At 59.1% G+C, this 17923-nt stretch carries 18 protein-coding genes; 13 read left to right on the top strand and 5 right to left on the bottom strand.

The annotated features are described in order from the left end of the window. Positions 1-109: 109 nt before the first annotated feature. Positions 110-757, bottom strand: coding sequence for a BON domain-containing protein (locus CGA21_RS07660; RefSeq protein ID WP_083349104.1), 648 nt, complete (start codon positions 755-757; stop codon positions 110-112). Positions 758-980: 223 nt separating this feature from the next. Between CGA21_RS07660 and CGA21_RS07655 the strand changes: the two genes are divergently transcribed. Next, positions 981-1235, top strand: a complete 255-nt coding sequence (locus CGA21_RS07655; RefSeq protein ID WP_110747134.1) for an Lpp/OprI family alanine-zipper lipoprotein — start codon at positions 981-983, stop codon at positions 1233-1235. Positions 1236-1239: 4 nt separating this feature from the next. Here the strand turns inward: CGA21_RS07655 and CGA21_RS07650 are convergent, their stop codons facing one another. Beyond that, entirely contained in the window at positions 1240-2919 is a 1680-nt protein-coding gene (locus CGA21_RS07650; RefSeq protein WP_188263882.1) for an HAD-IIB family hydrolase, read from the bottom strand. A 457-nt stretch (positions 2920-3376) separates the two neighbouring features. On the opposite strand from CGA21_RS07650, the gene acsA reads away from it, so the two are divergent. The 9 genes from acsA (at position 3377) to CGA21_RS07605 (ending at position 13000) form a co-directional block, all read left to right on the top strand. Further along, positions 3377-5140 (top strand): acetate--CoA ligase, encoded by a 1764-nt coding sequence (gene acsA / locus CGA21_RS07645; RefSeq protein ID WP_188263881.1) that lies wholly within the window; start codon positions 3377-3379, stop codon positions 5138-5140. After that, positions 5137-6132 (top strand): pyruvate dehydrogenase (acetyl-transferring) E1 component subunit alpha, encoded by a 996-nt coding sequence (gene pdhA, locus CGA21_RS07640; protein ID WP_188263880.1) that lies wholly within the window; start codon positions 5137-5139, stop codon positions 6130-6132. The genes acsA and pdhA overlap by 4 nt, the downstream gene beginning before the upstream one ends. 8 nt (positions 6133-6140) lie before the next feature. Further along, positions 6141-7115 (top strand): alpha-ketoacid dehydrogenase subunit beta, encoded by a 975-nt coding sequence (locus tag CGA21_RS07635; RefSeq protein ID WP_370628311.1) that lies wholly within the window; start codon positions 6141-6143, stop codon positions 7113-7115. A gap of 45 nt (positions 7116-7160) precedes the next feature. Next, on the top strand, positions 7161-8279 hold the full coding sequence (locus CGA21_RS07630; RefSeq protein ID WP_188263879.1) for a dihydrolipoamide acetyltransferase family protein: 1119 nt from the start codon (positions 7161-7163) through the stop codon (positions 8277-8279). 10 nt (positions 8280-8289) lie between these two features. Continuing rightward, positions 8290-8565 carry an acyl carrier protein gene (locus tag CGA21_RS07625; RefSeq protein WP_110747123.1) on the top strand — a complete coding sequence of 92 codons (276 nt, stop codon included), beginning with the start codon at positions 8290-8292 and terminating at the stop codon, positions 8563-8565. 132 nt (positions 8566-8697) lie between these two features. Further along, entirely contained in the window at positions 8698-9357 is a 660-nt protein-coding gene (locus tag CGA21_RS07620) for a c-type cytochrome (RefSeq protein ID WP_110747121.1), read from the top strand. A 120-nt stretch (positions 9358-9477) separates the two neighbouring features. Continuing rightward, positions 9478-12300 carry a cation-translocating P-type ATPase gene (locus tag CGA21_RS07615; RefSeq protein WP_188263878.1) on the top strand — a complete coding sequence of 941 codons (2823 nt, stop codon included), beginning with the start codon at positions 9478-9480 and terminating at the stop codon, positions 12298-12300. Between the two features lie 105 nt (positions 12301-12405). Then, positions 12406-12867, top strand: a complete 462-nt coding sequence (locus CGA21_RS07610) for a hypothetical protein (protein WP_110747119.1) — start codon at positions 12406-12408, stop codon at positions 12865-12867. Beyond that, positions 12860-13000, top strand: a complete 141-nt coding sequence (locus tag CGA21_RS07605; protein ID WP_188263877.1) for a hypothetical protein — start codon at positions 12860-12862, stop codon at positions 12998-13000. Before CGA21_RS07610 ends, CGA21_RS07605 begins: the two co-directional genes overlap by 8 nt. On the opposite strand, the gene CGA21_RS07600 is transcribed toward CGA21_RS07605, so the two are convergent. Both CGA21_RS07600 and CGA21_RS07595 read right to left on the bottom strand, forming a co-directional pair. Further along, positions 13001-13177, bottom strand: a complete 177-nt coding sequence (locus CGA21_RS07600) for a hypothetical protein (RefSeq protein WP_158539226.1) — start codon at positions 13175-13177, stop codon at positions 13001-13003. A gap of 67 nt (positions 13178-13244) precedes the next feature. Beyond that, a complete protein-coding gene (locus CGA21_RS07595; protein ID WP_188263876.1) occupies positions 13245-13742 on the bottom strand; it encodes a BCAM0308 family protein in 498 nt (165 codons plus the stop codon). 215 nt (positions 13743-13957) lie between these two features. Between CGA21_RS07595 and CGA21_RS07590 the strand changes: the two genes are divergently transcribed. From CGA21_RS07590 to CGA21_RS07580, 3 genes are all read left to right on the top strand, one after another. Continuing rightward, positions 13958-14518 (top strand): nitroreductase family protein, encoded by a 561-nt coding sequence (locus CGA21_RS07590; protein WP_110747114.1) that lies wholly within the window; start codon positions 13958-13960, stop codon positions 14516-14518. A 173-nt stretch (positions 14519-14691) separates the two neighbouring features. Then, positions 14692-16518 (top strand): DNA polymerase/3'-5' exonuclease PolX, encoded by a 1827-nt coding sequence (polX, locus tag CGA21_RS07585; protein ID WP_188263875.1) that lies wholly within the window; start codon positions 14692-14694, stop codon positions 16516-16518. Positions 16519-16762: 244 nt separating this feature from the next. Beyond that, on the top strand, positions 16763-17644 hold the full coding sequence (locus CGA21_RS07580) for a universal stress protein (protein WP_188263874.1): 882 nt from the start codon (positions 16763-16765) through the stop codon (positions 17642-17644). Positions 17645-17747: 103 nt separating this feature from the next. Here CGA21_RS07580 and CGA21_RS30120 read toward each other — a convergent pair whose 3' ends face one another. Next, entirely contained in the window at positions 17748-17876 is a 129-nt protein-coding gene (locus CGA21_RS30120) for a hypothetical protein (RefSeq protein ID WP_256874145.1), read from the bottom strand. Positions 17877-17923 lie beyond the last annotated feature (47 nt).

Below are 17923 nucleotides of genomic sequence, written 5' to 3'. Positions count from 1 at the left end.
CGCTCCCGGATTTGATCTGGATCAGGCACGAGTGAGGCGATCAAGGTGAGTCCGCCACGCATGTTCATTGGATCGCCCCGGGTAACCTGGGGTTAACCGGGGCGATCATTCAGGCGATCAGCAATTGATCTTCCACCTTGGTGACTCCCGGCACCGACCAGGCGGCTCGTTCGGCGATTTCACGCTCGCGCCAGAAGTGCACTTTGCCTTCCAGTTTCACGACACTGCCTTCGACCTTGATACGTATGCCCTTGGCGTCGACTTCAGCGTTGCGCTTGAGGGCTTCTTCGATACTTTGCTGGATATCGACGACTTTGACTCTCGGGCGCAGGGTGATGCGATTGTCCACGCCCACAACACCCGACAATTTGCGCACCGCGCTTTCGGCGAGTTCCTTTTGATATTGCCAGTCCACCTGGCCTTCCAGGGTTACCCAGCCTTTTTGCACGACGACCTTGACGTCGCCTTCGGGCGTATCGGAGCGCCACGAGATAATGTTGACGGCACGATTGGCGATGGTGTCATCGGCCGTACCTGCGCCTTTTTCCAGCCGGACCTGTATTTCCTCAGCCACGGCACGCACGCCTTTGATCGCTTTGACCGCCCGTTCGGCACTGACTTTCTGGGCATAGCTTTTCACGTGACCGGAGAGTGTGACAACGCCATTGTCCACGCTCACGCCAATGTGGGCGGCGTCGATATCGGGTTGAAAATCAAGCTCATCCAAAATGGTATTGCGCAAGGTTATGTCGCTCATGATCCTGTCCTCTCCCGCATGACTGAAGTACATGGGCTGCCAAAGCCCATGTCTTTTTTTACGCCTGAGCGGCACCAGGACATTGAGTTAAATCAAAAAGGCCGCAGTCGCCCGCTCTGCCATTGGCCAGCCGGTTTTTTGATAAATGTCAGAGAAAGCCTGCAGTGGCGTTGGATACTGCGTTTGACTGGCCTTTGCAGCCGGGACTTACTTGGAGAAGATCATGGACAAGCGCTTGCCTGTTGTTTGCCTCGGTATTCTTCTAGCCACGACTGCCGGATGCAGTAACAAGCAGGCCAAGGAACTGGATGCCCGGCTGGAATATGCTGAAAACAACGCCGCAATGGCGCGATTGAGGGCCGATGAGGCGCACCTCAAGGCGGAACTGGCGATGGAAGTGGCACGTCAGGCACAACGGACCGCCGACGAAGCCAATGCCCGTACCAGCCGAATGATCGAAAAGGCGACGCCTAAGTGACGATTCAGAGGTGATAGCGTAACTGTACAAGTCGCCTGATCTGTTCCATGGCCTGCCCGGGTGCCAGGCTGGTGTCCGTCTCGATCAGGTGGGTCTTATTGGCAAGCACATCGTCCCGGATCACTTTGCGAAACCAATTGGAAAAATCCCCGACATTGATATGTTCGCGAAGGGCGGGCTCTTCAAGTCGCGTTGAACAGGACAAAAACTCAGTCAGGTTAGAGGCACTTTGGCCAAGCGCAGGAAAGTGGAAGGATCGCCATGCACCCACATCCCCCGCGACGTACTTGCCGCTGTGCCGGTGGTGCTTTTGATGAGGCTGCACCTGATCGAGCAGGAATACCTCGTCGCCTTCGTGCACATTCCAAAGGCAGGCATTTTCGAGGCCTGGCGAGCGTTCTGGAAACCCAGGGCTCGGGCGCTGCATGCGTTTGGCGAACTGTTCGACCAGTTCCCGGGCGGTGCTGCCGAGTGTCACCAGTACGTCTACCCCCTCAAGCAGTGCCGGACAGACCTGATCGAAGTCCAGGGCAACGATGATTGCGCCAATGTCCCCGAGAAAACCCGGCGGCCAACCTGCGCAGTGGGGAAGCATGTAATGCGCTTCGTCGACGATCAGCCAGTAAGGCCGGCCGGAAGCGCTGCGCAAATTCTGGATAAAGGGCAGCAGTTCGCCAAACAGCTGCACGCGCGCTGCGGGATCCAGGGCAAGGGCGTTGACCACCACATTGAGCTGAGCCTGTAGAAGGTAATGCACCGACTCTTCTGTCGTCGGGGGGGCGGTCAGGCCGCCGATCGTCACCGCATCCTCCAGCGTCAGATAGTCTCCCTCAGGATCGATGATGCAAAATCCCTGATGAGCCTGCACCATTCGTTCTGTTAGCCAAGTGATGTAGCTGGATTTACCGGCACCCGAATTGCCAACCACCAACATCACCGATTCCGCAGGCAGCCAGAGCTTGCGGCCATGGGTGGACTGGCCCAACTGGACGCCAATGCGTTCGACGCAAACCAGCGCCGCGTCTTTTTCCAGCAGCATGTCGACCAGTTCGCAGACACCTTGGCCATGATCATGAGTCAGGCACAGGTCAGCGCTGGACTTGATCGACGCTATGGCATTGTTCACCGCCGCGGCACAGCCGCAGATCGATAGAAAGGAGTGGTCGTTTTCCGCATCGCCCACGCCGACCACGTTCAGCTCGCATATGCCCAACTCGCGCAAGGCTGCAACAAGGCCAGACGCCTTGTTCACGCCGGTTGGCAAGATCATGATCGCATCCTTGTTGAACGTTATCTGCAGTTCAAGGCCGAGCTCTCGAATGCTGCTGACCACCGCATTTTCAAACGGCTGCCAGGTGGCGATGACCGAACGACCGATCGACAAAGGCGTGACACCCTTGTCGCGCAGGTGGCCAACCAGCTCGGTCGAAGCGGGGTCTGCAATAAGCTCCTCGGTGTCTGTGCTCGGGTCGTACAAGATCGCGCCGTTTTCCGCAACGACCCGGTCAAACAGATCCAGGTGTGGAAAATGATGCTTGAGCGCTTGCAACTCCCGGCCTGAAATCAGCACAAGCTTGCGCCCGCTTTTTTTCAGCTTGCCGAGCGCTGCGCAGACCTGCGGTGGAACGCTGCCGTTTTCGGCAATGGTCCCGTCATAGTCCACTGCCAAGGCCAGGAAGTGCATGCTTGCTCCATTGTCTGACTCAATTGAGAGGGGCTGGGCAGAACACGAGCTGCCTGTCTACCGATTTCACGTCTGTATTGGGATGCTGATTCCTTGCGCCAGCATTGATTTTTGTCAATTTCAGGGTGAGAGCAGACAGTCGGTCTTCCCGGCCAGGCGGGCTGGAGTGCGAGGCAGTCATGCATTTTGCCCGTTACGGGTTCTTGCCTTGTCGGCCGCAAGCCGTCCAGGGTCTTTTCGACAATGAACAAGGCTAGTCCCGTTCCACTTGATATTTATCAACGCCAGGAACAATTGGGCGGAGCAAGTTAAATCAAACCCGGTTGTGCAGTCGGCGCCTAGCACAGACAGGTTTTCTGGGCATTGCGCCACAGCCACTTCTGCAGCGTATTGGCTGTCTACTCCTTGAAAACGGTAGGCAGGGTTACTGATGCTGTTGAGTACAAGAGGCCCAACCATGCGTTCCAGGATCATCAAAAAAACGCTCGATGACTTGCCTGTAGCGCCGAACTGGGTCGACAGCGTGCAAGCCCGTGAGCACTTTTCCTGGGCAGCACAAATGTGTGGGCTGTCGGGGCTGCCCGGCGGTGGTTTGAACCTAGCTTATGAAGCCGTGGATCGTCATGCACTGGGAGACCTTGGACCGCACACGGCATTGCGCATTCTTGATCGCAACGGCGGGCACCGCGATGTCAGCTACGCCGAGCTGAGCGTGCTGACCAACCGATTTGCCAACGTGCTCAAGAGCCTGGGCGTGACTCCCGGAGCGCGAGTGTTCGTGCTGTGTGGCCGCGGCCTGGAATTGTTCCTGGGCGTGCTCGGCGCAATGAAGGCCGGCTGCGTGGTATCGCCGCTGTTTTGCGCCTTCGGCCCGCAACCCCTTGAAACGCGTCTGTGTCTTGGCGAAGCCTGCGTGTTGCTCACCAGTGACGCCCTGTATCGACGCAAGATATCGACCATCCGTGATCGTCTGCCAACCCTGAAGCATGTGTTGGTGTACAACGAAAATGCCGAGGATGTTGCGCCCTTGGAGGGTGCGTTAAACCTGCATCAGTTGCTGGCCGAAGCCGATGGCCATTTCAGCATCGCCCGCACAACCGCTGACAGCCCGGCACTTTTGCATTTCACCAGCGGTACGACAGGCACCCCCAAAGGGGTCTTGCATGTTCATGGCGCAGCACTGACCCACCTGGTCACCGGAAAATATGCGCTGGACTTGCACCCCGGGGATATCTACTGGTGCACCGCCGATCCGGGCTGGGTCACGGGCACTTCATACGGCATCATTGCGCCGTTGCTGCTGGGCGTGACCTGCGTGGTCGAGGGCTTCGAATTCGACGCCGAGCGCTGGTACGGCATTCTCGAAGAACAACAGGTATCGGTCTGGTATACGGCACCCACCGCCATCCGTTTGCTGATGAAAGCCGGTGCCGCGCTGGCGCACAACCATCGTTTTCCCTGCCTGCGGTTTATTGCCAGTGTCGGCGAACCCCTCAATCCCGAGGCAGTGTGGTGGGGTAAGGACGTACTGGGGTTGGCAATCCACGATAATTGGTGGCAGACCGAAACCGGCGGCATCATGATTGCCAACACGGTCGCGATGGACATCAAGCCCGGCTCCATGGGCAAGCCACTGCCGGGCGTCGAGGCGGCCGTTGTCCTGCGCAACGCCGACGATACCTTGCAATTTTTGGGCAGCGATGAAGTGGGCGAACTGGCGCTGAAGCAACCCTGGCCCGCGATGTTTCGCAGTTACCTGGGACAGGAGGAGCGTTATCGGCGCTGCTTTGTCGGCGGCTGGTACCTGAGCGGCGATCTGGCTCGTCGTGATGCCGATGGCTATTACTGGTTCATTGGACGCAGCGACGATGTGATCAAGTCCGCCGGGCACCTGATCGGTCCGTTCGAAGTCGAAAGCTCGCTGATGGAGCATCCGGCGGTCGCTGAGGCCGCCGTGATCGGCAAGCCCAATCCGTTGCTGGGCGAAACGGTAAAGGCCTTCGTCTCCCTCAAGAGTGGGTTCACCGCCAGCCAGGCCCTGCACGATGAATTGCTCGGTCACGCGCGCAAGCACCTGGGGGCCGTGGTCGCCCCCAAGGAGCTGGCGTTCGTCGACACGCTGCCTCACACCCGTAGCGGCAAACTCATGCGGCGTCTGCTCAAGGCCCGCGAGTTGGGCCTGCCTGAAGGCGATACATCCGCCCTGGAGAATCCGTCATGACGCCCGTGTCGCTGCCCCGGGAGACCAAACTGGATCTGCTGCGGGACATGGTACGCATCCGCCGTCTCGAAGAACGTGCCGGCGAGCTGTACGGGGAAAGTCGGATTCGCGGCTTTTTGCACCTGTACATCGGTGAAGAGGCGGTGGCGGTCGGCGTTCTGCATGCCCTGGCCGTTGACGATGCGGTCGTCGCCACGTACCGCGAACATGGTCATGCGTTGATCAAGGGTGTTTCCATGAAGGCGATCATGGCCGAGATGTTCGGGCGGCAGCAAGGATGCTCGCGAGGCCGTGGTGGCTCGATGCACCTGTTCGATGCCCGTACACGATTCTTCGGCGGCAATGCCATCGTCGCCGGTGGCTTGCCATTGACGGTTGGGCTGGCGCTCGCGGAACACATGCAAGGTGGAACCCGTCTGTGCGTCTGTTTTTTTGGCGAAGGGGCGATGGCGGAAGGGGCCTTTCACGAGTCTATCAACCTTGCCGCATTGTGGCGCCTGCCCGTGCTGTTCTGCTGTGAAAACAACCTCTATGCCATGGGCACGGCGCTGGAGCGTTCGCAATCCCAGACCGACCTGTGTGCGAAAGCTTCGGCATACAAGGTCCAGGCCAGGACGGTCGATGGCATGGACGTGATCGCGGTGCATGAAGCCGCCCGTGACGCGGTTGAACACATCCGCGCAGGGCAGGGGCCCTTTTTCCTGGAGTTTCGGACCTATCGATTTCGGGCCCACTCGATGTTCGATCCGCAGTTGTATCGCTCCCGGGAAGAAGTCGAACAATGGAAAACCCGAGGTCCCATCCACACCTACAGCACGCGACTCAAGGCTGAAGGGCTGCTGGATGAACCGGGTTTTCTGGCGATCCTGGCCCAGGTCGACGCCGAGGTCGAAGACGCCATCGCCTTCGCCGAAAAAGGCACATGGGAGCCGATCGAGGATTTGTCCCGCGATGTCTATACGTCGGGACCTGCGCCGGAGCCTGCGCCATGAGCCTGTCCATGACCTATCGCGAAGCGCTGCGCGAAGCGTTGCGTGACGCCCTGCAGCGGGACCCGCGGGTGTTCCTGATGGGCGAAGACGTGGGGCGTTATGGCGGCAGTTATGCGGTGTCCCTTGGATTGCTGGAAGCCTTCGGCCCCGAGCGTATCCGCGACGCGCCACTGTCCGAACTGGGTTTCGTCGGGGCCGGTATCGGCGCGGCGTTGGCAGGCATGCGGCCAATCGTCGAAATCATGACGGTGAATTTCAGCCTGCTCGCTCTCGACCCCCTGATGAATACCGCGGCGACCCTGAGGCATATGTCAGGCGGGCAATTCTCGGTGCCCTTGGTTGTGCGCATGGCGACCGGGGCTGGTCGTCAGCTGGCTGCCCAACACTCACACAGCCTCGAAGGCTGGTTCGCCCATATTCCGGGATTGAAGATCCTGACGCCGGCGACCGTCGAAGATGCACGCGGCATGCTCTGGCCCGCGCTGCTCGACCCCGACCCGGTGCTGATATTCGAACATGCGCAGCTGTACAACCTGGAAGGCGATGCCGGCGAATGGGCAACCATGGACATCCGTCGCGCCAAAGTTCGCCGGGCCGGCAGCGATCTGACCCTGATCACGTATGGCGGCTCGTTGGGCAAGGCCCTGGCGGCCGCCGAGGAACTGGCCGGGGAGGGCATCGAGTGCGAAGTCATTGACCTGCGGGTCCTGCGCCCCCTGGATGACGCAACGCTCCTGGCTTCTGTCTGCAAGACCCACCGTGCCCTGGTAGTCGATGAGGGATGGTGCAGCGGTAGTCTGTCGGCGGAAATCATCACCCGGATCGTCGAGCAAGGCTTTTACGAGCTCGATGCGCCCCCGGCGCGGGTGTGCAGCGCCGAAGTGCCAATCCCTTATCCACGGCATCTGGAGGAGGCGGCGCTGCCCCAAGTGGCGTCGATCATCACCGCCGCTCACGAACTGTGCCAAGGAAAAAAAACCTGATTGCTGCAGCCTGCCGGCTGCCGGGTTGAATCTGGAGAGTCATCCATGATCGAGTTCAAACTGCCGTCGCTGGGTGCCGACATGGATGAAGGCACGCTACTGGAATGGAAAATACAACCTGGTGATAAGGTTAACCCTGGGCAGGTGATTGCCGTCGTCGATACGGCCAAGGCGGCCATCGACGTGGAGTGCTTGCATGAAAGCACCGTCCTGCAACTGCTGGTCGACATCGGTACCAAGATACCTGTCGGTACACCCATCGCACTGTTGCTGGAGCCAGGGGAGGATCCGCAAAGCGTAAGGCGGACATCGCCAGAAGCGCCCCTGGTGAACGAGGCGCAAGACCTGTCGGGTCGCCGCCCACGTATTTCTCCTGCGGCGCGTCGGCGCGCTGTCGAGTTGGGACTCGATGTTGATCAATTGAAAGGCCACGGGGCGCAAGGCGCTATCACCCTGGAAGATGTCGAAGTGGCCGCCCACCTGACGCATGAACCCGATCATGAACAGGCCATGCGCCAGACCATCGCCGCCGTCATGAGTCGATCCAAACGCGAGATCCCCCACTATTACCTGAGCGAAACCATCGCTTTGGACAAGGCCATGGGCTGGTTGCAGGAGCACAACGCACAAAGCACGCTGCAAGAACGCCTGTTGCCTAATGTCTTGTTGCTCAAAGCGGTGGCACTGGCGTTGCGTGACTATCCCCAACTCAATGGTGTCTGGCAGGACAACGCCTTCAAGCCGGCACGCGATATCGACCTTGGCGTGGCCATAAACTTGCGCCAGGGCGGCCTGGTCGCCCCGGTGCTGCATCAAGTGGCGGATGCGACCCTGACCCACCTGATGAGTGAACTGGCCAGCCTGGTGGAACGGGCGCGCAGCGGCTCCTTGCGCAGCTCTGAGTTGGGCGGTGCCGGGATTACCGTGACGCAACTCGGCGATCAGGGGGTGGACAGCGTGCTGGGGGTAATCTACCCGCCCCAGGTTGCCTTGGTCGGCTTCGGGCGTATCAGCGAACGGCCTTGGGTGAGGGAGGGCCAACTGTGCGTCGTGCCCACCGTCATTGGCAGTTTGTCTGCCGATCATCGGGTCAGCGATGGTCATTATGGGGCGCGTTTCCTTAGTGAAGTGCGTCGTCTCTTGCAAACACCGCAGGCTCTTTGAGGAGGCGCACATGAATTCGCAAGTGCTCCGCAATGAGGTGCTGCGCGCATTGAAAGGCATCGCCCCGGAAGTCGAAGTCGAACAGCTGCACACTGATCGGTTATTGCGTGAAGAGGTGGACCTGGACTCCATGGATTGGCTGCGTTTCATCGAGGCGCTGAATCGCAGCCTGGGTGTCGCCATTCCCGAAGCCGATTATCGCCAGGTGGATACCCTGGACAAGCTCATCGCCTACCTGGGACAAAGGCGCCAGTCGAGCGCCGACGGGCCCTCGAGCCAGACGTAGCCCATGCGCTCGATGAAGCAGGTGGGGAGCACCATTGCTGCAACGCGCTCCGCAGGATTGATTGAGGTTTGTCAATTGCAGGTGCGATCGCCGGGCGAAAATAGTTGAAAGCGCACTTCAGGGGTACAGGTCATGAACGTCAAGGGCATGCAGCGTACTGACAACCGGTCACCCACCCTCCTGGCCATTGGCCTGGCCACGCTCATGGGCTGCACCGGGTCCAACGAAGGCGGGGCGCCAGAAACGGCACCGATGTCCGCGATCGCCATGGCCGACAATCTGTGTTCGTTGTGCCACGGGCTGACGGGGGAGTCTGTCTCGCCCCTGGTTCCAAAGCTGGCTGGCCAGCAAAAGGACTATTTGACCTCACAGCTGACCGACTTCACACAGCATGGCCACACCGAAGTACCCGGTAATCGCTACATGGGCGGATTGACCCATTTGACCGGGACTCAGATTGTTGAACTGGCCGACTATTTTTCGAGCCAGAGTGCCATGAAGGCGCAAGCCGATACGCCGGATGCGCGCGGTGAATCGATCTTCCGCCAGGGCTTGCCGCAGGCGGGCGTCGCCGCATGCAGCAGCTGCCATGGTGCGGATGGGCGGGGCAATGGGCAGGTTCCACGGGTGGCGGGTCAGCATGCGATGTACATGGCTCGCCAGATCCTGCGGCTTCAGCAAAGTGTGCAGCGTCCCCACGGGGCTCCGATGCAGCAGGTGGATCATGCGCTGTCTCAGGTGGATGCCCAGTCGGTCGCGCAGTACATGGCGACACTCGGGGCCAGGCAATGAGCGGCTGACAGGGCGAAAAGGTGTAAGCGCGGTGCGGGCTCTGGACTTGCCTGGATCACGCCAGCTCAGCCCGCGCCATTGGTCGAGTAACGACGCACACTCCGTTGTCAAGGAGATGAAATGAGTAGCGCGCTTGAGCCCGGCCGCAACAGTATCGCTTCGCCATACCTCAAGGACGTCGAGACGATTGTCCGCGAGCTGGACACTGACATCGGTGTGGGTTTGTCCAGTGCGCAAGTCCAGGCGCGCCTGAGTCGTGACGGACCCAATGAGTTACGGGCCCAACCGGTCAAGCCTGCCTGGCAGTATTTTCTACGGCAGTTTCAGGACCCGTTGGTGTATCTGCTGCTCGTCGCCCTGGTCATCAACCTGGCTAGCTGGTGGCTGATGGACGGTCGCGATTGGCCTGTCGATGCGTTGGTCATCACGCTCATTGTGTTGGCTAATGCACTCCTCGGGTTTTTCCAGGAAACCCGGTCACAGCGCGCAGTTGCTGCATTGGCCAACCTGACCCAGAGCTCTTCGTCAGTCATCCGCGACGGGGCCATGGAACGTATTCCCAGTCACCAGTTGGTGGTCGGTGATCTGTTGGTGTTATCCGAAGGCGATTCGGTAGGAGCCGATGCTCGCCTTGTCCAGGCCAATGCCTTGCGGGTACTGGAGGCGTCGTTGACTGGAGAGAGTGAGGCGGTTTCGAAAAACACCGCGTACCCAGGCACTGAAGTACCGTTGGCGGAGCGCTCCAACATGGTGTTCAAAGGCTCCGCCATCGCCCAGGGTTCTGGAGTCGGGGTGGTCACGGCTATCGGCATGGCGACTGAAGTGGGGGCGATCGCACATTTGTTGGAGGTCACACCCGAAGAGGTGACGCCTCTGCAGAAGGAAGTGCGCGCCATAGGGCGGATGCTCGGCATTGCGGTTCTGCTAATCACCATGGTTGTTGTGGTGGCCGTGCTGATACTCATTCCAGTTGACACTGTCGATGATGTGCTTAGCGTGCTGTTGCTGGGCGTATCCCTGGCAGTGGCTGCGGTGCCAGAGGGGCTGCCCGCCATTCTGTCACTGGTGCTCGGCTTCGGCATGCTGCGCATGGCCCGCAACAAAGCCATCATCAAGTGCCTGTCGTCAGTGGAGACCCTGGGGGCTGCATCGGTTATCTGTACCGACAAGACTGGTACGCTGACCCGCTCCGAAATGACCATCCAGCAAACCATGACAGCATCTGGTAAAGGGCGGGTCAGTGGAGTCGGCTACGCGCCCAATGGGCAGATTGATTACCTGGGCATGCCCACGAGCAAAGGCCCGGTGCATAACGAAAATGTGCTGCTGTTGCGTGGTGGAAGCCTCGCTGGCAACGCCAGGCTGACGCAACGCGAAGATGGCAGCTGGGTCATTCATGGCGACCCGACCGAGGGAGCCTTTCTAGTGGCACAGCGCAAGCTTGATGCTCCCGTGCACAGTACCAATGGCTTCGAGCGTGTGGCTGAAATACCCTTTACCTCTGATCGAAAAATGATGTCGGCGGTGGTCATCGATCATGAGCACAACGATCAGCGACTGCTGTTCAGCAAGGGGGCGCCCGATGTGCTCCTTCAACATTGCACGCACGTACAAGTCGGCATGGATGTCGTGCCACTCACCGACGACCTGCGTGCCAGGGCGGTGGCCCATGTGAATGAGTTATCGGGCGCGGCATTGCGCACGCTCTCCGTGGCTTACCGTCCCTTGACAGCCAGTGAAGATGTCACGACCGGTCAACCCCTTGAAACCGCGCTTGTGTTTATCGGTACGGTCGGTATCAGTGACCCACCGCGGGAGGAGGTCGCGCCAGCCATTGTCGAGGCCCGTCGGGCAGGCATCCGCATCATTATGATCACGGGTGACCACCCCCGAACGGCTGCGCGCATCGCCGAGGACCTGGGCATTATCCCGGCCGGTGGCAGCGCGTTGACCGGGGCCGACCTGGACAAGTTGGACGACGCGGCCTTGGCCGAGGCGGTCAAGTCGACCTGCGTTTACGCACGCACGGCTGCCTCGCATAAGCTGAGAATCGTCGATGCGCTACAGGGGCAGGGGCATGTGGTGGCGATGACGGGGGACGGTGTCAATGATGCACCGGCCCTGAAGTCAGCCGATATCGGCATTGCGATGGGCATCACGGGAACGGAGGTGAGCAGACAGGCGGCGAAAATGATTCTGGCTGACGATAACTTCGCGACCATTGTGCTGGCCATTCGTGAAGGACGCGGCATTCTGGACAATATCCGCAAGTTCCTTCGTTACTTGCTGTCATCCAATATGGGAGAAGTGCTGACGGTGTTTCTCGGCGTCGTGGGTGCCGGTGTCATCGGCCTGGTTGATGAGAGGGGCGTGATCATCCTGCCGCTGCTGGCCACGCAGATCCTGTGGATCAACCTGATCACCGATGCAGCGCCCGCCATCGCCATGGGCCTTGATCCGCACGGCGAGGATGTCATGACACGCAGCCCACGCAAACCTTGGGACCGAATCATCGACACACGCATGTGGATCGGTGTAATCGAGGTGGGGCTGGTCATGGCATTGGCGAGTTTATTCACGATCGACTGGTTGCTGCCGGGGGGGATGATACCGGGTGATGCCTCGCTGGTTGAGGCACGCACTGGCGGTTTCACGGTCCTGGTATTGGCGCAGTTGTTTAACGCATTGAGTGCGCGTTCCGAGTCAACCAGTGCATTCAGGAGACTGTTCGACAATCGATGGCTTTGGGGGGCGATTGTCCTGGCTGTAGTCCTGCAGATTGCAGTAGTGCACTCGCCACCGCTCAACAAGGCGTTCGGTACAAGTGCATTGACGTTTGGCCAGTGGGGACTTTGTCTTGTAGTGGCCAGTTCTTTGTTCTGGTTCATCGAGCTGCGCAAGCTGCTTTTGCGATTGAAGAGCCAGAAGTGGGCAAAAACATAAATTGCAATACGTGAATAGGCGGGTGCAGCCAAGTTGACCTAAATCAATTGGCATTCCGTTAGCGGCCCCATGCTCTTAATGACACATGGGTAAGGGCACTTGGTCATGAACATCAACAAGCTGATCGGGATTCACGCGGTGCAAGGTTGGTGGCGGAGCAGGGGAGCGACAATAGGAAACCTGCGTCGGCCCGGCAAAAGGCTCTGGAAACGTGACGCAACCTACCTGCTGTTGATCTCGCTGGCATTGCCGACGGGTTATTTCATGGCGTATCACTTTGCTGCCCATACATTGAGGGAATTGGTGAGCTCTTGCTCCGCGCGTTTCGAGATCGAGCTGGAAAAAGCCGAGATAGAGCCTCCCATCGAAGCCCTATCGCGATCCTTGTGCGAGTGTCAGGCACAAACACTGCTCAACAAAAACGGCGTCGTGCGCATTGCGCTGGTCGACAGCCACCTACTGGATCCGCAGTCACTCGAGCCTGTAACGGAGGAAGACGGAGAGGCCTGTATCAACGCCCTGTGGAAGCCAGACGCCGAACTGGCCAAGCGCCTGACGCTTGAGTGACATACTGCAAATCGTGCCTGCGTTCGCCGCCTGGCCCGGTGAGGTGGTCGCGCAGTTGCGCCACCGCCGAGGCCTGTTGCGCCACCGCCGAGGCCTGTTGCGGCACATGGCCTGGGAAATCGCCCCAGGTTGATCAAGCACTGCTGGGCTGGATGAAACCGGCCATCAGGTTGACCCCGGCCAAAGCCGTGACCACGTATACGGCGCCACCAAGGCCTTCGCGCGCCAGTTTTCGTTGAGCCTGCGTTGCCCAGGCCTGGAACAACGTTGCGATTGAGCGTGGGGCGGCGGGCTGAATGGTCGCATCCACGCCTGCCAAGGCTCACCGGTATTTTTTACTGGCGCGTTTTTTCCTCGGAAAACTTACGCATTCGGCCCTACGCGTCGCGCGTCCAGTGGATGCTCACGCCATACTGATCCGCACCGTACCGGTAATCGGATTTCCCTTTGAAAGCACTTTCCAGCGCATGACTCAAGCGATTCGCCAGATGGATGCCGGTCGTGGTCACGATCAGGTCATCCGCGGAGTCCGACAGTTTGATGATGCGCTCCAGGGCATGCTCGGCTTTCTCCGCCTTTTCCGTATGTTCCATCAGGTGAATGATTTCATCTCGATGCTTTTGCAAGAAGCTGCCCGACAAGGTGAGGGTGCCCGCAGGCATGTCGTCCGCGACGCGTCGACAAGCCGGGCAGGTAGTGTCTTTGGCTCCATGCACCACGGTATTTTCAGGACGACTCCAGGTCCAGTTCCCGGCGTGATACACCGCACCACACTGCGAACAAATGGCTGAGCCTTCAACCCGCTGCGAGCAATAAGGATCATGGGTAGAGGCTTTGAACAACTTGTCTTTGTGGCTCTGCTGATACTTATCCATCGTGGTTCTCCTCGGCCATTGGGAAGAAAACAATCCACGCTCAGTGTGCGATCAGCACGCTTCGTCAATTTGATGCAGATCAATTTCCAGCGTTGCGAGGCCATTCGCAGGGCCGCACGCCATCGGACGAAACGAGTGCGCAGACTTGATGTAAATCAACAGCCCACCCCATTGGCTGGACGACGTTATGAACAAACTTCTTGAGGTTTGCACCCATGAATATCGATGAGGCGATTTACGGCCGTCGCTCTACGCGCGAGTACACGACTGAAGCTGTTGATAAAGCGCTCATAGGCCGTTTGATCAATGCCGCGATTCAGGCGCCCAGCGCAGTCAATCAACAGCCCTGGACGTTCACGGTATTACGTGACCAGGCATTGCTCGATCGGATTTCGCGCGAAGCCAAGGCTTACATGCTCGAGGCCTTGCCTTCAGGATTGCACTCCGGGCACTTTTTATCGTTGCTCAACGATGACAGTTTCCAGATTTTCTATCATGCGCCTGTGCTTATCCTGATTTCGGCAAACGCCCCCGGCCAGTGGATCGTTGAAGACTGTTCACTGGCTGCCGAGAATCTGATGCTCGCTGCCTATGCTCAAGGGCTGGGGAGCTGCTGGATCGGTTTTGCCCAGGGTTTTCTCAACACGCCCCAGGGAAAGAATGCCCTTGGTTTGCCCACAGAGTGGGTGCCGGTGGCACCGATCATCATCGGCCATCCGAAGTCCACGCCAATGCCCGTCACGCACAAGGAGCCGCAGGTTTGCTGGATAGGCTGACTTGCGACGCCCACGGGCTGGGCAGGACGATCGCCCCTGGGAAGCACTGCCCGGCCTCTTCGGCTATCCGGTCGTCGGGACCGTTCGTTGGGCGCATCTGATCTACATCAAGGAGCAGACATCGGGATCGGCAATGCTGTTGGCATCGATGCCCATAACAGCGGGATTTCCCCATGCCGCGGCCGGACGGATCACCACACGCGCCATTGCTCACCCTGGCGCCTTCATCGCTCGGCCAGGGCACCGCGAATGACGAGATTGCCTCGATTTTCGATGATATTGCCGACCTGCTCGAGTTGGAGGATGCCAACCCTTTCCGGATTCGGGCTTACCGCAACGCTTCGCGAACCCTGAGGGCGTTGACCGTCGATCTGGCGAAGATCATCGCGCGTGGCGAACCACTGCCCAAACTGTCCGGGATCGGTGTTGACCTGGCCGGCAAGATCAATGAAATCGTCACCACCGGCGATTGCGCATTGCACTCACGGTTGCGCGCCACCTTGCCAAAGGGGTTGGCCCAATTGCTATCTATCGCCGGTTTGGGTCCGAAGCGGGTCCGGCACCTCTATCACGATCTTGGAATCGAAACCGTACAACAGTTATGTCTGGCCGCTGAAAAGGGGCGCATTCGCCATCTTCCAGGCTTTGGGGAAAAGTTGGAGGCCCGGCTATTGAGTGCCGCGCAGAAAGGAATCGGCAAGGACCGGCGTTTACCGCTCGCCCATGTCGAGCCATTGGCAGAGCGGCTGGCGCGTTATCTGGAGCAGATCCCGGGTGTCGAGCAAGCGACCGTGGCCGGAAGCCTGCGACGCATGCGCGACACAGTCGGCGATATCGACATCCTCGTTGCTGCCGCACCTGGCGTGAAGGTTGCCGCGCAGTTCATCAAGTACCCGGATGTAGCCACCGTGCTGGTTCAAGGGCCAACGCGTGCCAGCGTTCTCCTGGGAACAGGCCTGCAAGTGGATCTACGGGTCATTGAACCTGCGGTCTATGGCGCGGCCCTGGTGTACTTTACTGGCAGCAAGGCGCACAACATCGCGATTCGCCAAAGGGCACAGAAGAAGGGGCTCAAACTCAGTGAATACGGGGTATTCAAGGAAAACCGACGCCTGACCAGCGGCACTGAAGTCGACGTTTATCGGGCGCTGGACCTGCCCTGGATAGTGCCGGAGCTTCGCGAGAATCGCGGTGAAATCGAAGCGGCGCTGGCCAATCGCTTGCCCAGACTGATCGAATCAAGCGATCTCAAAGGTGACTTGCATGCCCATACCCGTGAGTCGGATGGCGGCAACAGCCTGGAAGATATGGCGCTTGCGGCGCAGGCCGCGGGCTTGCAATACCTGGCAATCACCGATCACTCCCATTCCCTCAGGGTGGCCCATGGTCTGGACGGCGACCGGTTGCTGCAGCAGATCGACCAGATCGATGTGCTCAATGGCCGGTTGCAGGGCATGACCTTGCTCAAGGGTGTCGAGGTCGACATTCTCGAAGACGGTCGCCTGGATCTGCCAGACGATATTCTGGGGCGCCTGGACCTCGTGGTGGGTGCCGTCCACAGTCATTTCAATTTGACTCGACGCCAGCAAACCCGGCGCCTGCTCAGGGCTATCGAACATCGCTATTTCACGATCCTGGCGCACCCACTGTGTCGGTTGATCAATGAGCGCGAGCCGCTGAACCTGGACCTCCTCGCCATCATCAAGGCTGCCGCTGAGCGAGGCTGCTGTCTGGAGCTCAATTCGCAGCCGCAGCGCATGGACCTGTTCGATCTGCAATGCCAAATCGCCAAGGATCAAGGCGTGCTGATCAGCATCAATTCGGATGCGCATCGCACGGCTGATTTTTCCCAGTTGCGTTTCGGGGTCGCGCAGGCACGTCGAGCCTGGCTGGAACCCCATAACGTGCTCAACACTCGGTCGCTATCAGCGCTGAAGTCGTTTCTGCGCGGTGTCGGGGACAGGCATACAGAACGGGATCAAAGCTTATGTCAGCGTTAGACAACATCACCCGGCCATTCGATTCAGCTGGAACAAGGGATCGCTGACTTGATGTAGATCAAGTCGCAAGCAGGGCAGACTTTCAAAATCAAAAAAAGTGGCGGGGTTGGCTCATGGGCGCAGAAATACATGAGCGACTGTCTGAATGCTGAGTAACTGGAAGGGCTGGATGCCTGGGACGGGGCGCGGACCTGCGCTCGTGCACTCGTCAATGTAGGACTTTCATCTGACTGGAGGACCTGTCATGAGCCAGTATCAACGCTTGTTGCTGATAATCGATCCGACGCTGCGCCAATACCCGGCACAACATGCGATGGCGCTGGCCAGGGCCAGCGGCGCCAGTCTGCATATCCTGGCACTTGTTCCCGCTATAAAAGGGTTGTGGATGCTTGAGGAGCGCGACAGGTTACAGCTTCGTGAGGATTGCCTGCGACCCCATCGCGACTGGCTCAATGAGCAGACCACCCCGTTGCATGGCAGGGGGATTACAGTGACCACGCAACTGACGTGGGCTGAAGATATGGAAAAGGACATCATCGATTATGTGACCGACATGCAACCTGATCTGCTGATCAAGCAAATCCGGCACGAGTCGGCATTCAAACGGGCAATCTTCACCCCGCTGGATTGGCAACTGCTGCGCCATTGCCAAGTGCCGGTGTATCTGGTGGGAAGCAGCCGGCACGTGTTACCACGCAAAGTGGTGGCTGCTGTCGAGGTCACCGATACCACGCCCGCCGACAACACGTTGAACGAACGGATCATCCAGCAGGCAAGTAGCCTTGCCCTGCAGTGCGATGCCGAGCTGCATCTGCTGTACGCCTGCACCATCTCGGCAGCGTACCTGGCGGACTATGACGGCCTTACCCTTGCTGAACTGACCAAGGCGCTCGGCAGGGATCTGAAAAAAGCCTTTCTGGCGCTGGCCGACCAGTTCGGCGTGCCGTCCGATCGCCGACATTTCATAGAAGGACACCCGATCGCAGTCTTGAATGAGTTTAGCCACGACCATCAAATGGATGTGATCGTCATGGGCAAAGTCCAGTCCCATGGTCTGGGCAAGTTATTGGGCAGCACCACCGAGCACATCCTGTACCAGGCGCCGTGCAGCATTCTGGCGGTATAGAAGCGGCGTTACAGGCGCGCGTATTGGGCCTTTGTAGAAACTGGATGTAGGGGAGGGGGCTGCTCCACGCGGCGATCATGTGAACGACTGCGTCGACATATCATCAGCCCGCAATTGGGTTGTCGGTGTCAGTGCCGGAGTATTGCGACATCGAACTTGCACGTGCCGATTGATCCCCATAACGCGCTTTTGTATTCGCCCGTATGGCAGGAGAGATGATGAGCACCGCCATGGTTACTCCTGCGGATCATCCAGCCATCGTGTCACGCGGGCTGAGTA

This window comes from Pseudomonas sp. PSB11 (assembly GCF_014596605.1).
Lineage (GTDB): Bacteria > Pseudomonadota > Gammaproteobacteria > Pseudomonadales > Pseudomonadaceae > Aquipseudomonas > Aquipseudomonas umsongensis.
The sequence above is the reverse complement of the archived record's forward strand: the minus strand, read 5'-3'. Positions and strand labels throughout refer to the sequence as shown.

Coding starts and splice junctions, on each gene's coding strand:
- CGA21_RS07635 (WP_370628311.1), top strand. CDS start 6,141: ATGACCTATCGCGAAGCGCTGCGCGAAGCGTTGCGTGACGCCCTGCAG.
- CGA21_RS07590 (WP_110747114.1), top strand. CDS start 13,958: ATGAATATCGATGAGGCGATTTACGGCCGTCGCTCTACGCGCGAGTAC.
- CGA21_RS07660 (WP_083349104.1), bottom strand. CDS start 757: ATGAGCGACATAACCTTGCGCAATACCATTTTGGATGAGCTTGATTTT.
- CGA21_RS07625 (WP_110747123.1), top strand. CDS start 8,290: ATGAATTCGCAAGTGCTCCGCAATGAGGTGCTGCGCGCATTGAAAGGC.
- CGA21_RS30120 (WP_256874145.1), bottom strand. CDS start 17,876: ATGGCGGTGCTCATCATCTCTCCTGCCATACGGGCGAATACAAAAGCG.
- pdhA (WP_188263880.1), top strand. CDS start 5,137: ATGACGCCCGTGTCGCTGCCCCGGGAGACCAAACTGGATCTGCTGCGG.
- acsA (WP_188263881.1), top strand. CDS start 3,377: ATGCGTTCCAGGATCATCAAAAAAACGCTCGATGACTTGCCTGTAGCG.
- CGA21_RS07630 (WP_188263879.1), top strand. CDS start 7,161: ATGATCGAGTTCAAACTGCCGTCGCTGGGTGCCGACATGGATGAAGGC.
- CGA21_RS07615 (WP_188263878.1), top strand. CDS start 9,478: ATGAGTAGCGCGCTTGAGCCCGGCCGCAACAGTATCGCTTCGCCATAC.
- CGA21_RS07655 (WP_110747134.1), top strand. CDS start 981: ATGGACAAGCGCTTGCCTGTTGTTTGCCTCGGTATTCTTCTAGCCACG.
- CGA21_RS07650 (WP_188263882.1), bottom strand. CDS start 2,919: ATGCACTTCCTGGCCTTGGCAGTGGACTATGACGGGACCATTGCCGAA.
- CGA21_RS07610 (WP_110747119.1), top strand. CDS start 12,406: ATGAACATCAACAAGCTGATCGGGATTCACGCGGTGCAAGGTTGGTGG.
- CGA21_RS07580 (WP_188263874.1), top strand. CDS start 16,763: ATGAGCCAGTATCAACGCTTGTTGCTGATAATCGATCCGACGCTGCGC.
- CGA21_RS07620 (WP_110747121.1), top strand. CDS start 8,698: ATGAACGTCAAGGGCATGCAGCGTACTGACAACCGGTCACCCACCCTC.
- CGA21_RS07595 (WP_188263876.1), bottom strand. CDS start 13,742: ATGGATAAGTATCAGCAGAGCCACAAAGACAAGTTGTTCAAAGCCTCT.
- polX (WP_188263875.1), top strand. CDS start 14,692: ATGCCGCGGCCGGACGGATCACCACACGCGCCATTGCTCACCCTGGCG.